This is a genomic window from Bradyrhizobium sp. McL0615, assembly GCF_049993905.1.
Classification (GTDB): domain Bacteria; phylum Pseudomonadota; class Alphaproteobacteria; order Rhizobiales; family Xanthobacteraceae; genus Bradyrhizobium.
The window spans coordinates 5,222,555-5,236,775 of the sequence record NZ_CP188254.1 but is presented as its reverse complement, the minus strand read 5'-3'; the positions used below and the strand labels follow the sequence as shown (position 1 = coordinate 5,236,775).

General features: G+C 62.1%; 13 protein-coding genes and 1 pseudogene. 8 read left to right on the top strand and 6 right to left on the bottom strand.

Going from position 1 to position 14,221, the window contains the following annotated elements; all coding sequences use genetic code 11:
* Positions 1-215 precede the first annotated feature (215 nt).
* The 4 genes and pseudogenes from ACPPVP_RS24855 to ACPPVP_RS24840 form a co-directional block, all read right to left on the bottom strand.
* Positions 216-1,013: pseudogene (locus ACPPVP_RS24855) on the bottom strand (MFS transporter); the annotation flags it as partial.
* A 349-nt stretch (positions 1,014-1,362) separates the two neighbouring features.
* Positions 1,363-1,896: a GNAT family N-acetyltransferase gene (locus tag ACPPVP_RS24850; RefSeq protein WP_426525368.1), complete on the bottom strand. Its 534-nt coding sequence runs from the start codon at positions 1,894-1,896 to the stop codon at positions 1,363-1,365.
* A 21-nt stretch (positions 1,897-1,917) separates the two neighbouring features.
* Complete coding sequence (locus ACPPVP_RS24845) at positions 1,918-2,268, bottom strand: hypothetical protein (protein ID WP_426525366.1); 351 nt, start codon at positions 2,266-2,268, stop codon at positions 1,918-1,920.
* Between the two features lie 7 nt (positions 2,269-2,275).
* Positions 2,276-2,842 (bottom strand): helix-turn-helix domain-containing protein, encoded by a 567-nt coding sequence (locus tag ACPPVP_RS24840; protein ID WP_426525364.1) that lies wholly within the window; start codon positions 2,840-2,842, stop codon positions 2,276-2,278.
* Between the two features lie 226 nt (positions 2,843-3,068).
* Here ACPPVP_RS24840 and secG point away from each other — a divergent pair, with 226 nt between their 5' ends.
* From secG to ACPPVP_RS24815, 5 genes are all read left to right on the top strand, one after another.
* The gene (gene secG, locus ACPPVP_RS24835) at positions 3,069-3,446 is read left to right on the top strand and encodes a preprotein translocase subunit SecG (RefSeq protein ID WP_426525362.1); all 378 of its coding nucleotides are present in this window, start codon (positions 3,069-3,071) and stop codon (positions 3,444-3,446) included.
* A gap of 167 nt (positions 3,447-3,613) precedes the next feature.
* Positions 3,614-5,245 (top strand): CTP synthase, encoded by a 1,632-nt coding sequence (locus ACPPVP_RS24830; protein ID WP_426525360.1) that lies wholly within the window; start codon positions 3,614-3,616, stop codon positions 5,243-5,245.
* A gap of 318 nt (positions 5,246-5,563) precedes the next feature.
* Positions 5,564-5,890, top strand: a complete 327-nt coding sequence (locus ACPPVP_RS24825) for an NIPSNAP family protein (RefSeq protein WP_057834587.1) — start codon at positions 5,564-5,566, stop codon at positions 5,888-5,890.
* Positions 5,891-5,952: 62 nt separating this feature from the next.
* A complete protein-coding gene (gene kdsA, locus ACPPVP_RS24820) occupies positions 5,953-6,834 on the top strand; it encodes a 3-deoxy-8-phosphooctulonate synthase (RefSeq protein ID WP_426538040.1) in 882 nt (293 codons plus the stop codon).
* On the top strand, positions 6,831-8,021 hold the full coding sequence (locus ACPPVP_RS24815) for an MFS transporter (RefSeq protein ID WP_426525358.1): 1,191 nt from the start codon (positions 6,831-6,833) through the stop codon (positions 8,019-8,021). The genes kdsA and ACPPVP_RS24815 overlap by 4 nt, the downstream gene beginning before the upstream one ends.
* 9 nt (positions 8,022-8,030) lie before the next feature.
* Here the strand turns inward: ACPPVP_RS24815 and ACPPVP_RS24810 are convergent, their stop codons facing one another.
* Complete coding sequence (locus ACPPVP_RS24810; RefSeq protein WP_426525356.1) at positions 8,031-9,311, bottom strand: dienelactone hydrolase family protein; 1,281 nt, start codon at positions 9,309-9,311, stop codon at positions 8,031-8,033.
* Positions 9,312-9,518: 207 nt separating this feature from the next.
* Positions 9,519-10,490: a hypothetical protein gene (locus ACPPVP_RS24805; protein ID WP_426525354.1), complete on the bottom strand. Its 972-nt coding sequence runs from the start codon at positions 10,488-10,490 to the stop codon at positions 9,519-9,521.
* Between the two features lie 251 nt (positions 10,491-10,741).
* Here ACPPVP_RS24805 and ACPPVP_RS24800 point away from each other — a divergent pair, with 251 nt between their 5' ends.
* From ACPPVP_RS24800 to ACPPVP_RS24790, 3 genes are all read left to right on the top strand, one after another.
* Complete coding sequence (locus ACPPVP_RS24800; RefSeq protein WP_426525352.1) at positions 10,742-11,185, top strand: hypothetical protein; 444 nt, start codon at positions 10,742-10,744, stop codon at positions 11,183-11,185.
* The gene (locus ACPPVP_RS24795; protein ID WP_426525349.1) at positions 11,178-12,410 is read left to right on the top strand and encodes an HlyD family secretion protein; all 1,233 of its coding nucleotides are present in this window, start codon (positions 11,178-11,180) and stop codon (positions 12,408-12,410) included. The genes ACPPVP_RS24800 and ACPPVP_RS24795 overlap by 8 nt, the downstream gene beginning before the upstream one ends.
* A 422-nt stretch (positions 12,411-12,832) precedes the next feature.
* Complete coding sequence (locus ACPPVP_RS24790) at positions 12,833-14,155, top strand: TAXI family TRAP transporter solute-binding subunit (RefSeq protein ID WP_426525347.1); 1,323 nt, start codon at positions 12,833-12,835, stop codon at positions 14,153-14,155.
* The last annotated feature ends 66 nt before the right edge of the window (positions 14,156-14,221 follow it).

Genomic DNA, 14,221 nt, shown 5'->3' with positions numbered 1-14,221 from the left:
ATCTTTTTGAGCAAGGTCTTGTTGGGCAGACCTCGCCGGAAGCAAAATGAACGCGGCGACGATGGCGACCAAGGCGGATAGTGTCGCCAGGGTGAATGGTGCCGCAACGCCGTTGCCATGTCGGTCGTCGTGAGCGTTGCTCCCAACGCCGCAATGCTGATGGCAAAGCCGGCTTGACGCACGATCAACGTCACGGCCGAGGCCATGCCGGTTTGCGTGGGCGGTGCGAGCGCCAGAACCACGCTCGACATTTGCGGATTCGCCAAGGCGGCGCCGATGCCGATTGTGAGCATTCCGGTGATGGTTGCGGCAAGACGTATTGCCGGGCTGCTGGAGACGGCAGCTAACGCAAGCAATGCGTCTCCGGAGGCGATAATGCCGAACGCAACGACGAAGAAGCGCCTCCATCCCCATTGCGTAACAAAGCGGCCGCCGATCAGTGGTACCACCAGCATCGGCAACGTTGCCGCAAGCAGCGCTACACCTGCCACCTCCATGCTTACGAGGAGCCCGGCGCTCAGGAACAGGGGTAAGTAGACAAGCACGGCCCAGTAGCCAAACTGGATGGCCGTGAGCAACGCGCCGACCCCGGCCATTGCTGGTGTCGCGAATACCCGGGGATCGAGCACGGGGCGCGAACGGTGCCTTTGCTGCAAAACGAACACGAGCGCCGCCATTGCGCCGCCGGCGAGACAGGTTGCGCGAGCTGGCAATGAACCGTCTCGCCTGAGCAGTGCATCGATCGCCAAGCCCAGCGATATCGTCAGCAACGCGACACCCACAGGGTCGAGCGGTGGCCCGTCCGGATGATTCGCCTCGGCAACCCATCGCGGCACGGCGAGGGCCAGCAAAAGGCAAATGGGGATATTGGCGTAGAAGATCCAACGCCAGCCGAACCACGCTGCGAGCGCCCCGGAAGCAAGGAGAGCGCCCGTGAAGGCAAGGCTGTACGCGTCGATGACCCAAGCGGCGCCGGCGACGGCGAAGCCGAGGTCCTTTGCAAGGTCGGGCATGGCGACCACGACTGCGGTCACGTCAAACAGCATCAGAAATATGCCGAGGCCAAGGGCAGATGTGATTGGGACTATTCGCCCTTCCGCCCCGGGAGATGTACGTTGGTGCATGCCGGCCGTCGACTTCGGTGATTGGAAGGCAGGTCCAGAATCGAGGACGCGCCGACGCGCGATGGATTAGCGGATCCCGACGCGTCCTTAAGTCAGTCCTGCTGACAGTATGGTGTCAGCAGCCTGTGATGCGACGCCCTGAATTACCTATCCGGACGGTCGACCGGCGGCGACTTACACGCATCGTGCTGCCAAAGCTTGCACCATTCAGGTGAGGCTGGCTGTGTGACCGGGCAGCTTATGCCGGCACTGCGTCCTGGAGCCGCTTCCAGTAGATCAGCGTGCCGGTGAGGCCGCCATGCGGCTTGAGTGCGTAGTCCGGAATCAATCCGCTCAGCTTGAATCCCATCCGCTCGTACAGGCCGGCCGCGCCCTCGTCCTCGGCGGTATCGAGGACCAATAGCCAGCGCCCGCGCTCGATCGCGATGCGCTCGGCCTCGCGCAGTAGCGCCGTGGCGATCCCGCGGTGGCGGTGACTGACGCGCGTCATCATCTTCGCGATCTCGGCGCGGTGCGGCTGGTTCGGCGGAAGATCGAGCAACAGCGTGACGGTCCCGATTAGCCTGACGCCGTCAAAGGCGCCGAGAATAATCCGCTCGCCGCGGTCCGCCGCGCCGAGCGAGTTCGACCAGAACGCCTCCGCCGCCTGCTGTGACAGCGGATGCATGAAGCTGACCGAGCCGCCGTTCGCCACGGTTTCGATCAGGATTTCGCTGAGCATCGCGCGAATTTCGGGCGACGGGCTCAAGGCTTTGATCTCAATATTCGACATCAGGATAAATTTCCGCGAGGTTTACTTTCGGTGATTGACGGCGTGCTCGCCACGCGCCCGCTTGACCTCTGCAATCCGTTCGACGTCCTCGACCTGCAGGTGACGGCCGCGTTCGAGAATTTCCAGCGTGTATTCTTCGTAGGTGAGACCCAGCCGCTCGGCTTTCTTGATGCGGAACGCGACGATGCCGGGCGAGGGGTTTTTCCAGGCCGCGCGATGCGCCGCCTTCCAGTAAAAGTAGTTTCCAATTCCGTTGTTGCCCCATTCCGGCGTGTGCTCGTCGAGCGGCGGACCGAGATTGTGGCCGGCGGTTGGGGAGCTTGCCGGGCTCACCGGCCCGGTCGGAGAACGCCTGGTCTCGATCTCCGACATCGCAAGCCTAGCTCCGGGCAAGGGCAACGACGTAAGCGCAGGGCGCAGCGCTCTCGTTGGCAAACGTCACTTCCGCGGGTGGGCCGAAGCCGAGGCAGTCGCCGGCACGAAGTTCGTGGCGTTCGCCGCCATCGATCAGGACGAGCGCGCCCGACAACACCCAGAGAACCTGGCGGATGTGGGCGTAGGACGAGGCGGGCAGCGTCACGCGCTGCTTCGCCGGCATCTCGACCTTGATGATTTCGACGGGATGATCGGGCCTGTTGAACACTTGGCGGCGCAGATAGCCGGTTTCGGGATCGCGCCACACCGGCTGGTCCGCAGCCCGCGAAAGGCGTTCGCCTTGGCCTTCGGCGCGCAGCATCAGGCCGGCGAGGGTGAGGTCGAAGGCGCTGGCGAGCCGCACCAGCACCACTGCGGTCGGGCTGACCTCGGCGCGCTCGATCTTGCTGATGGTGGCCTTGGAAACCCCGGAGCGCTCGGCGAGGTCGGCCAGCGACCAGTCGCGGCTGTCGCGCTCAAGCCGCAGGCGCTGGGCGAGCCGGGCGCTGAGATCGTCTACTATAGTATCCATTTGTCTATTATAAGAGAAATAGCCGCGCCATCAAGTCCGGATTCGACCGCCGGCGAAAGCTGGGGACAGCCTTGCCGGAACGCCTGCGGCAATTATCTCCGGGGCTGCGGTTGGGGGTGACAATGCCCGGTCCGATCGTGTAACACCGCGCAACTTCAGGAAAACCCACAAGCTCTTGGTGCAGCCGAAGCCCGGCGCTGTCAGCTTGTGACGGAAGGTTTTTAAGATGCAGACCGTCATTATCGTCATTCACCTCATGATCGTCTCGGTGCTGATCGGCACCGTGCTGCTGCAGAAATCCGAAGGCGGCGGCCTCGGCATGGGCGGCGGCGCCGGCTTCATGTCGAGCCGCGGCACCGCCAATCTGTTGACGCGGACGACGGCGATTCTGGCAGGGATTTTCTTTCTGACCAGCATGGCGCTGGCCTGGCTCGCCGGCGTCGACCGCAAGCCGGCCTCGATCCTGGGCGCGCCGACGACGCAGTCGCAGCCGGGTGGCGCGACGCCGGTCGCCCCGCCGACCTCCGGCGGCGTGCTCGATACGCTCAAGAAGGTGGATGAACAGCAGGCACCGGCGGGCCCGCAGGCCCCCCGTTCGCAATAAAGCAGGGTGGCTATGCAGGAACGGCCTCTACCGTCCTGCATCAGAACTTCCCATCAATGCGCTGATATCGCTTTAAAATTCACGTCACCCACAGCCCGGCAGAATGTTTGCCCGTGCATGCGATTCGTTTTGGCGAATCGGGTTTGTGGCCTTAAAGGTTGAGTCCCATGGCGCGGTACATATTCATCACCGGCGGCGTGGTTTCTTCGCTCGGAAAGGGTCTGGCTTCGGCGGCACTTGGTGCCCTGCTGCAGGCTCGCGGGTACAAGGTCCGTCTCCGAAAGCTCGATCCCTATCTCAACCTCGATCCCGGAACGATGTCGCCGTATCAGCACGGCGAAGTGTTCGTGACCGACGACGGCGCCGAGACCGATCTCGATCTCGGCCATTACGAGCGCTTCACCGGGCGTCCGGCCACCAAGGCCGACAACATCACCACCGGGCGCATCTATCAGGACATCATCACCAAGGAACGCCGCGGCGATTATCTCGGCGCGACCATCCAGGTGGTTCCGCACGTCACCAACGCGATCAAGGAATTCGTGCTCTCGGGCAATGATGAATATGATTTCGTGCTGGTGGAAATCGGCGGCACCGTCGGCGACATCGAGGGCCTGCCGTTCTTCGAAGCGATCCGCCAGCTCAAGAACGAACTGCCGCGCGATCACGCCGTCTATATTCATTTGACGCTGCTGCCGTTCATCCCAAGCGCCGGCGAACTGAAGACAAAGCCGACCCAGCACTCGGTGAAGGAACTGCGCTCGATCGGCATCCAGCCGGATATCCTTTTGTGCCGCACCGATCGCGAAATCCCCAAGGAAGAGCGGCGCAAGCTCGGTCTGTTCTGCAACGTGCGCGAAAGCGCCGTGATCGAGGCGAGGGACGTCGACAATATTTACGCCGTGCCGGAAGCGTATCACGCCGCAGGTCTTGACGACGAGGTGCTGGCCGCGTTCGGCATCGCGCCAAAAATTCCGCCGGCGCTGCAGAGCTGGAACGTCATCAACGAACGCGTGCGCAATCCCGAAGGTGCGGTGACCATTGCCATCGTCGGCAAGTACACCGGCATGAAGGACGCCTATAAATCGCTGATCGAGGCGCTGTCCCATGGCGGCATCGCCAACAAGGTGAAGGTCAATCTCGACTGGATCGAAAGCGAAGTGTTCGAGAACGAGGATCCGGCGCCGTTCCTCGAGCACGTCAACGGCATTCTGGTGCCCGGCGGCTTTGGCCAGCGCGGGGCCGAAGGCAAGATCCGCGCGGCGCAGTTCGCGCGCGTCCGCGACGTGCCGTATTTCGGTATCTGCTTCGGTATGCAGATGGCGGTCATCGAGGCCGCACGCAATCTCGTCGGCATCGAGGAGGCCAACTCCACCGAGTTCGGCCCCACGAAAGAACCGCTGGTCGGCCTGATGACCGAATGGCTGCGCGGCAACGAGCTGGAGAAGCGGTCGAAGGCCGGCGATCTCGGCGGCACCATGCGGCTCGGCGCGTACCCGGCGGCACTTAAACGCGGCAGCCGGGTGTCGGAAGTCTATGGCGGCGCCACGGAGATTTCGGAGCGTCACCGCCACCGCTATGAGGTCAACACCGCGTATAAAGACCGGCTCGAACAGCACGGCCTGCGCTTCTCTGGGCTATCGCCCGATGGCGTGCTGCCGGAGATCGTCGAATACGAGGATCATCCCTGGTTCATCGGCGTGCAATTTCACCCCGAGCTGAAGTCGCGCCCGTTCGAGCCGCACCCGCTGTTCGCGTCGTTCATTCAGGCCGCGATGGCGCAGTCGCGGCTGGTGTAACTTTTCGTAGGGTGGGCAAAGCGAAGCGTGCCCACCATCTTGCACCGCATTCGCTGAGCGATGGTGGGCACGTCGCTTACGCTCCTTTGCCCACCCTACAAAGTTTGTCCTTCTCGTGGCTGCCAGACCTCATCCTGAGGAGACCGCGGAGCGGTCGTCTCGAAGGATGAATGGCACCAGCCGGGCCGCATGGTTCGAGACGGCGCTTTCGCGCCTCCTCACCATGAGGATCGACCCTCCGCCTTTGACGAACGCGCCAATTGTTGCGACAAACTCCTCCCTTGAACTGCAAGAACAATAATTGAAGGAGTGAAGCCGATGATCATGGAAATGCGCGTTTACCGTTGTCTGCCGGGCCGCCTGCCGGCGCTGATGAAGCGCTTCGATACGCTGACGCTGAAACTGTGGGACAAGCACGGCATCAAGCAGGCCGGCTTCTACACCACGCTGATTGGCACCTCCAATCAGGAACTGACCTATTTCGTCGCCTGGGATTCGCTCGCCGATCGCGAGAAGAAATGGACCGCATTCCAGTCCGATCCCGACTGGATCGCCGGCCGCGCGAAGAGCGAGGAAGACGGCCAAATCATCGACAACATCGTCAGCCAGCTGCTGGTGCCGACGGCGTTCTCCGCGGTAAAATAGCCGCTGGCGCAACCCTGATATTCAGGGGTTAAACGGGGTTGATCCTGAAAGCGCGGACCGGCATGGTCCGCGCTCAACGTAAGGAAAATCCCTTGAACGCGAAACTCGATGCAGCCCCGGTCGTCTCGGTTGGCCCGGTCAAATTCGGCAATAGCTTGCCGCTTTCGATCATTGCCGGCCCTTGCGCCCTTGAGAGTCGCGCGCACGCCCTTGAAGTGGCGACCGCGTTGAAGGAGATCGCGGGCCGCCTCGGAATTGGCCTCGTCTACAAGACCTCCTTCGACAAGGCGAACCGCACCTCGGGCGCGGCCGGTCGCGGCATTGGCCTGCCGCAGGCCTTGCCGATTTTCGCCGAGATACGTTCCTCGCTCGGGCTGCCCGTGCTGACCGACGTGCACGAGCCCTCGCAATGCGCCGAGGCCGCCCAGGCGGTCGACGTGTTGCAGATCCCGGCCTTCCTGTGCCGTCAGACCGATCTGCTGCTGGCGGCCGCGGCGACCGGCAAGGTCGTCAACGTCAAGAAGGGCCAGTTCCTGGCGCCGTGGGAAATGGCGAACGTCGTGGCCAAGGTCACCGGCGGCGGCAATCCAAATGTGCTGGTGACCGAACGCGGTGCCTCGTTCGGTTACAATACATTGGTCTCCGACATGCGTGCGCTGCCGATCATGGCGCAGACGACGGGGGCGCCGGTTATTTTCGACGCCACCCATTCGGTGCAGCAGCCGGGCGGGAAGGGCACCTCATCCGGGGGCCAGCGCGAATTCGTGCCCGTGCTGGCGCGCGCGGCGGTGGCCGTCGGCGTCGCCGGCGTGTTCATCGAGACCCATCCCGATCCCGATCGTGCACCCTCGGATGGGCCCAACATGGTGCCGCTGCGCGAGTTCGAAGCGCTGGTGAAGCGGCTGATGGATTTCGACGCATTGGCCAAGAACGCCTCGCTGTGACCTCATCGAGCCGCCTGCCCCCGGCGCTCAATATCATCACGCTCGCGACATTTGCTGCAAGCCTGTCGGCGCGGGCGCTGGATCCGGTGTTGCCGCATGTGGCTGACGATTTCAGCGTCAGCATCGCGTCTGCCGCCAGTTTCGCCGCCGTCTTCGCCTTCACCTTTGCGATCATACAGCCGGTGCTCGGCGCGGCGGCCGATCTGTTCGGCAAGGCGCGGCTGATGATCGTGTGCCTGGTGCTGCTGGGCATTGCCAACATCCTCGGCGCGATGGCGACGTCGTTCTGGCTGCTGTTCGCGTCGCGGATTCTCGCCGGGATCGGCTCAGGCGGCGTATTTCCAGTTGCGCTCAGTCTTACCAGCGATCTGGTCGGACCTGAAAAACGCCAGATCGCCATCGGACGCACGCTGATGGGCTCCATGACCGGAAATCTGTTGGGGGCCTCGGTCTCCGGGCTGATCGGTGATCTTCTTGGCTGGCGCGGCGTTCTTGCCGTACTTGGCGTTTTGGTCATTGTGGCCTCGATCGCCGTGGCCGCCGGGTTTCGCGGCGCTGCGTTGACCCGTCCTCCCAAAACGGACTTTGCGGCGCTTAAACAGGGCTATCGCACCATCTTCTCCAACCCCAATGCTTTTTGTTATGTGGCGGTGTTTGTCGAAGGCTGCTGTGTGCTGGGGTTGTTTCCCTTCATCGCGTCGTTTCTGTTTGAACTCGGTGAAACCAGTTTGTCGATCGCCGGCCTCGTGATCGCAGGCTTCGCGGTGGGAGGCCTTTTTTACACGCTGAGCGTTTCGCGATTTCTGCCGCTGCTTGGCGTCAAAGGGATGATGATATCAGGCGCAACGCTGGTGGGGTTGCAACTCGCCGTCGTCGCCTTGGGTCCCGGCGCGAAGGTCCAAGCTCTGAGTCTGATCTTCATGGGCTGGGGCTTCTACATGATCCACGGTTGCCTGCAGGTGTTCGCCAGTGAATTGTCGGTAGAAGCCCGCGCGACCGCGCTGTCGCTGCATTCGTTCTTCTTCTTCATGGGCCAAACCGTCGGCCCGATCGCCTATGGTTTCGGCATCCAGCATGCCGGCAAGGCCCCGACCTTGCTGACCGCGGGAGCCGTGATGATCGTGCTCGGCTTTGCCTGTGCAAAGCTGCTGCGCCAGACGCGGCCGGCGGACGCGGTGGGAACGTAGCCCGTGTTGCTAGAAGCGCCTTTGCAGCTCGAGCGTTGCCAGGAATTGGTCGGCAATCGGCCGCCACCGGTCGGGATAAAGCCGCAGTAAGTGGCCGTCGCCGGGAATACCGTGGAGCAACTCGAAGCGCGCGCTGCCGCCGGCTGCGACGAACGCTTGATAATAGCCGCGGATCATCGCCTCGTCGTAGAGGCGGTCGTTGTCTGCATAAAGCCAAAGCTGCGGGACCTTGTTCGTCGCGCCGCGGCCAGCCTTGGCGAAGTCCGGCGTGGTGACCGGTGCATACGGGTACCAGCCGCCGGAGAAGCTCACCACGCCCATGACCTCGCCGGGTTTGAGACCGGCATAGTGGAGGGCGAGATATCCGCCACGCGACTGGCCGACGAGCAGCACGGGACCCGGCCGTACGTTGGGCAGTTTGCGGCCATAGGCAATTGCCGATGCGAGATCCTCGACAGCCTCCGCGATCCCTGCCGAAAGATCGACGAGGCTGCCCTCGTGGTCACGCCCGAAGTTTTCCTCGCCATTGATTCCCTCGGACTTGCCGCGTCCGCGGCGCATCAACACCAGCACGGCAAATCCCCTGTCGCGAAGCCAATGCGCTTCGGTCAAGGCTGACCACGTCCTGAGCTGGTTGCGGCCGGCGTCGGCTCCGTGGCTGACGATCGCAAGCGGCACTGGCCCAGACCCGGCAGGCCGGTACACCGTTGCTTCGAGCATGATCGGCCGTGCGCCATCCGGCGTCCGGACCGTCAGGTGTGGAATGGACACGCGCTCGCCAGGCCCCGGCCATTCTATCGGTAGATCGTGTTTAGATAGCCGCGCCAAATCGGTGCGGACCAGTGTTCCGGATCTGACGCCCTCCGGTCGGTAGGTCGCGGTCTCGTACAACCGGTCGGGGCCGTCGAACACAAATCGCAGCGTCACGGATGCGACGGTGAAAGTAGCGTGGAAGGTAAGCACGCCGTCAGCGATCGTCGCCTCGCCCCGAAACCATTCGCGATACATGTTGTAATAAGCCGAGTCCGCGTGCGCGAAAACCACGTTCGCATGCCCGTCGGGCCTTATGCGCTCGACCACGAGGACATGCCTGTTGTCGTCGCCCCAAGTTCCGATCCAGGCGCCGTGAAAGCGGGCAACCTCGGGCGGCACGTCGGGCGCCGGCAGCTCGATATCGAACTTGTCCGGCAGGGGGACGACGGACTCCGGATCGACAGTGACCGGTTGAGCCTGAACGACGTGCGTCGAACTCATGAATACCACCGCAATGATCGTCAGAAAGTTGCGCATGTTCAGCTCGCAGCTTGGCCGAAATCTGACGCCGCGTTGGCCGGGCGAACGATAGGCCCATCGACCTCACTCACTAAAGGAAGGTTCGTCTGAAAGCCAGTGCGTGCCAACGGGATGTCAGCGCTTCGGTGGTTGTGCCTCACCTCTCGAAGATGGCTTGGCGCTTGCACAAAAGCGGACGTCTGAATCGATCAGCTCACGCCCGAGCTATCTTCCCATCGCCGCCGACAACAATTTCTGCGCCTGCCGGGTCGCTTCCGAAAAGGAGGCCTGCTTTGGCGCATTCTGGGTGAAGCAGCGCTTGTATTTGTCTTCGCCCTTCTGGCGCAGGTTTCCCAATTTGTCGTAGGCCTTCCTGCCGATCCTCTCGAACCGGAGGTCGTCCTCGGCCTGTTCGGCCTTTTTGTTGAAGCTGGCCCGGACGGCGATGCAGGCCGGGATTTGTACCTTGGGATCGAATGATCCGTAGGCGACATATACCTTGCCGTTGGCGATCGCCGAGACGAACACGGTGTCGGCCGCGTCGGGAATGTCCGACTGGGTTCGGCCCGCCAGCATCCCATATGCGAAGGTTGCGCCGGCCGGCTTTGCGATGGGTAGCGAATTGAAATTCACCACCGCGGAGCCGCTGGATACCGCCTGGGTGTAAAAACTCTCGTCCTTCAGCGCGGCGCCGATCTGCTGCGGCACGTTCTTGACGTTGTTGCCCCACCACTCCTTGTGGGCGCGCAGCCATCGTTCGAACAGCGTCTGCGATGTAACGATGATATGCGCCTTCGGCTCGACATACTTGCCGTCGGCGCCGTCCTGGCCGGCCTTGTCGCCGTTCTTGCCGACCACGGCGTCGAAGCGCAGCCCGTCGAGCATGCCAAAGCCTTCGTCGCCCTTGTTGAAGGTGTCGATGTGGAGCTTGGCCGGGCCAAAGCCCTCCCGGACGGCCTCATTGAGAATGGCACGCATCTGCGCTGTGAGATCGGCGCTCGCGGTTTCCTCGGCCTTCCGAGCTGCATCGTCGGTGTTTCCGGCATCGTAGATGGCCGAAATTTTCTCGATCGCCGCGTCGCGCGCGGCGATGTAGTGGTCTTCAGCCTGCTTTGCCGGCGGTGCGGCGTTCGCAATTGTGGCGGCGAGAAAGAGTGGGGCGATCAGCCCGAGAAGGGCGGAAAAGGTATTGTGCATGTGCGGTGGTCGGTCACACCCGCCGTCTGGTTCAAGGCGAACGATTGCGATGAACTCCTCTCGCGTCGCAGGCGCACGTTCGGCGCTTGCCAAGTTTCTGTATTGTGCAAGGATGAGCCGGCTTCGACTGTCGGCGCTCTCGGCTGTTTGGTTTGACTTAAATCAACGATTAGCTCCCTTGACGGGGTCGAATTGGCCTCGTGCTTAAGTGGCCTGCGGAATAATCGCGGGCATTCGGAATGGAGAGCCATTTGAGCGAGTCGATTCACCCGAGCGCGCCGCATCACCTGCCGTTTTTTATTCCCGGCGCTGACGGGTCGGACACCCTGACGGTGATCATGGGCATTTTCCTTGTAGCTACCGTATTATGGGTGGGCACCCTGTACTGGAAGCTGCACAGCCTGCCCGAGCGCATGGCGCACAAGTCCCAGAAGCTGCAGTTCGAGGTTGTCGCCGTGCTCGGGCTGATATCGCTCTTTACCCACATGCATATCTTCTGGGTCGCGGGGCTGCTGCTTGCCCTGATCGACCTGCCGGATTTCGGCACGCCGATGCGCAGTATTGCCGACTCTGTCGAGCGCATTGCCGACGCCACGCCGGGCGCGCCGGCTGCCGAACCCGAAGTTGAGCCCACTCCTGGCGGCCATTCGGGCGCCAAGACGCCCGCGAGGGAAGGGGTGCACAACCATGTTTGAGCTCATGCTCTGCTCGATGGTGACGATCCTTCCCGATTACCTCTTTCGCCGCTATCGGCAGGGCAAGCGGCTCGGCAAGGAGATTACCTTTTTCTCCGTCTGGTACGAGTTGCGATGGGGCATCACGAGCTGCTTGATGCTCACGATCTCACTGATCACGATGATCTTCTATTTCCATCCCTCGACAACCTCCGCGGCGATCTACTTCCGCACAGTGCCGATCTTGCCCGAAGGCTCCGGCCGCGTCGTTGAGGTCAATGTCGACTTCACCGCGCCGGTAAAGAAGGGTGACGTTCTGTTCCGGCTGGACAGTTCGAAGCAAGCCGCCGCAGTGGAGACCGCCAAGCGAAAGATCGCCGAGGTGGATGCGTCGTTGATCTCGGCGCGGGCCGACGTCGTCAAGGCGGACGCCCAGATCGGTGAGGCGAAAGCGTCCCTGCAGCAGGCCAAGGACGAACTGGACGTGAAGAGTGAATTGCAACGTCGAAATCCGGGCATCGTGCCGCAACGTGACATCGAGAAGCTGCAGGTGCTGGTCGATCAGCGACAGTCTGGCGTCGATGCCGCAGCTGCCGCCAGGGAATCTTCGGCGTTGCGTGTCTCCACGCTGTTGCCGGCCGAGAGGGCGAGCGCTGAGGCCGCACAGGCGGAGGCGCAAGTGGATCTCGACAAGACCTTTGTCCGTGCTGGCGTCGATGGCCGCGTCGAGCAATTCCTCGTTCGCCCCGGCGACCTCGTCGCCCAGATCATGCGGCCGGCCGGAGTCATGATTCCCGATGAAGCGGGCCGCGGCAGATTGCAGGCCGGCTTTGGGCAGATCGAGGCCCAGGTGATGAAGCCCGGCATGATCGCGGAAGCCACTTGCATCTCGAGACCTTGGGTGATCATTCCGCTCGTTATCACCAGCGTGCAGGATTTCATCGCCGCCGGTCAGTTCCGGGCCACTGAGGTGTTGATCGATCCGCAGAACCTGCAAAGGCCGGGTTCGATTCTCGTGTTCCTTGAGCCGCTTTACAAGGGTGGCCTCGACGGTGTTACGCCGGGCAGCTCCTGCATCGTCAATGCCTATACCAGCAACCATGACGTGATTGCCGACCCGAAAACCGGCGCGCTGAAGGGTTTTGCCCTGCACGCCGTCGATGCGACTGGACTCGTTCATGCCTTGCTGTTGCGGATCCAGGCGCTGCTATTGCCGATCAAGACGCTGGTGCTGAGCGGACACTAAGTCAGTTTAAATAAATTACGGCCTCCGCTGTGGTGGGTCGAGTGCAGGCCGCAAATGGTCTCATGATGTTCGGAATCACTACGGCTTCATCGCTGCTTTCCAGCATGCCGTCAAAAGGTGGATCGAGGCACATCGGGATAGCGCGGTGCATCCAGGTTAACATGCCAATCGTGACGTCCGCGTCTGGCACTTTTCGAACGCGGGCGACCCGTTGATCGTGAATGCGTTCCGTTCGGCGCGAGCACTCTGGCATGAAGGCGAACAGGGAAGGGGGGGTCGACGATCGATCCCAAATCGGCAAAGCTCGACCAGACCGCTGATGAGGCTGCAGAATGCCGCCAGATCCTGACCGAAGCGGGCCGTGGAAGACGTCTGACGCCGCTAATGCTCATCCGGCAGGTTACGGACTTGGAACGATGCGCATGAACTCAATAAGATTGTCGTTGTGGCGTCGCATAGTCCTCCTTGCCGGTGTCGTCGTCGTCGTGACCGGCGTAAGTCTCCTCGGCTATCGCTATTTTACGCGCCCCACAACGCTCACGGTCACGGTCGGCTCGATTGACGGTGAGGCCGCCAAGGCGATGTCGGCCATTGCCGGCCGGCTCGCTTCGATCAGGGCGCCCGTCAGGCTCAACGTAACCGATACCGGCACCGCCCTTGAAGCCGCCAAGGCTTTTGCGGCGGGAAAAGCGGATCTGGCTGTGGTTCGTGGCGACGCTGGTGACTTGTCGCAGGCGCAGGCCGTCCTGGTGGTCGCTCATATGGCCGCGCTGATCATTGCTCCGCCAGGTTCATCTATAACGAGCATAAGTACACTCAAGGGCCGCACTGTTGGTGTTCTTGGAGGTGAGGTGAACGCAAAGATTGTCGATGTCCTGAACAATACGTATGACCTGTCCCGCGCAAAGGTCCTGTTCAAGAACCTGGCTTTGACGGAAGCCCGGCAGGCGCTCCAATCCAAGGAAGTCAGCGCGCTGTTGGTGGTCATCCCTCTAAGCGGGAAATATTTGTCGCTCGTACGGGGGCTTTTTCAGCAGGGTCCGAAGGCGCTGCCGGTTCTGATCGCCATAGACTCCGCCGGAGCGATAGCCGAGACCGAACGGGCCTATGAGAGCTTCGATGTGCCGAAGGGCACCCTGCGCGGATCGCCGCCCGTGCCGGAAGATGACGTGACGACACTAAGGACGTCGCTCTACCTGGTCGCCAACAAGAAACTCAGCTCCGACGTCATCGCAACGCTGACGCAGACGATCATGACCGCACGCCGGGACCTTATGACCGAGCAGCCGATTCTCGCGCAGATCACCGCTGCCAGCACCGATCCAGATGCTTACCTTGCGGTACATCCAGGGGCGGCGGCTTACTACAACGGCACGGAACAATCCTTCATGGATGAGTATAGCAATGAAATCTTTTTGGCGCCGATGATCCTGGGCGGTGTCGCATCTGTTCTTGCGGCCGCCTGGAAATTTCTGGGGATCGGAAATCCACCAGCCCCGGAAGGACCGCTGGATTCGCTTTATGCCTTGGCGCGGCGCATACGGAAGGTCGAGTCCGAAGCCGAACTGTCGGATATCGAGGACGAAATCGACAACATTCTCAAAGCCCAACGCGCCAGGGCGGCGAGCGGCGACGAAAGTGCGGTGGATGCCACCACCCTGAACATAGCAGCCCATCGGCTGGAGGGTTTGATTCATGATCGCCGCGGGATTCTCAGGCAGAAGCCCACGGTTCACCCTGCTTGATCGGCGGATGACGAGATTCCGCTCCCATGGGGGCGAGGAACTTATTCCCTTTCGATAGCAAACGGT

Excerpts from the sequence above, each read along its gene's own strand:
- ACPPVP_RS24850 (WP_426525368.1), bottom strand. The coding sequence starts at position 1,896 with ATGTCGAATATTGAGATCAAAGCCTTGAGCCCGTCGCCCGAAATTCGC.
- ACPPVP_RS24845 (WP_426525366.1), bottom strand. The coding sequence starts at position 2,268 with ATGTCGGAGATCGAGACCAGGCGTTCTCCGACCGGGCCGGTGAGCCCG.
- ACPPVP_RS24840 (WP_426525364.1), bottom strand. The coding sequence starts at position 2,842 with ATGGATACTATAGTAGACGATCTCAGCGCCCGGCTCGCCCAGCGCCTG.
- secG (WP_426525362.1), top strand. The coding sequence starts at position 3,069 with ATGCAGACCGTCATTATCGTCATTCACCTCATGATCGTCTCGGTGCTG.
- ACPPVP_RS24830 (WP_426525360.1), top strand. The coding sequence starts at position 3,614 with ATGGCGCGGTACATATTCATCACCGGCGGCGTGGTTTCTTCGCTCGGA.
- ACPPVP_RS24825 (WP_057834587.1), top strand. The coding sequence starts at position 5,564 with ATGATCATGGAAATGCGCGTTTACCGTTGTCTGCCGGGCCGCCTGCCG.
- kdsA (WP_426538040.1), top strand. The coding sequence starts at position 5,953 with ATGGTCCGCGCTCAACGTAAGGAAAATCCCTTGAACGCGAAACTCGAT.
- ACPPVP_RS24810 (WP_426525356.1), bottom strand. The coding sequence starts at position 9,311 with ATGCGCAACTTTCTGACGATCATTGCGGTGGTATTCATGAGTTCGACG.
- ACPPVP_RS24805 (WP_426525354.1), bottom strand. The coding sequence starts at position 10,490 with ATGCACAATACCTTTTCCGCCCTTCTCGGGCTGATCGCCCCACTCTTT.
- ACPPVP_RS24795 (WP_426525349.1), top strand. The coding sequence starts at position 11,178 with ATGTTTGAGCTCATGCTCTGCTCGATGGTGACGATCCTTCCCGATTAC.
- ACPPVP_RS24790 (WP_426525347.1), top strand. The coding sequence starts at position 12,833 with ATGAACTCAATAAGATTGTCGTTGTGGCGTCGCATAGTCCTCCTTGCC.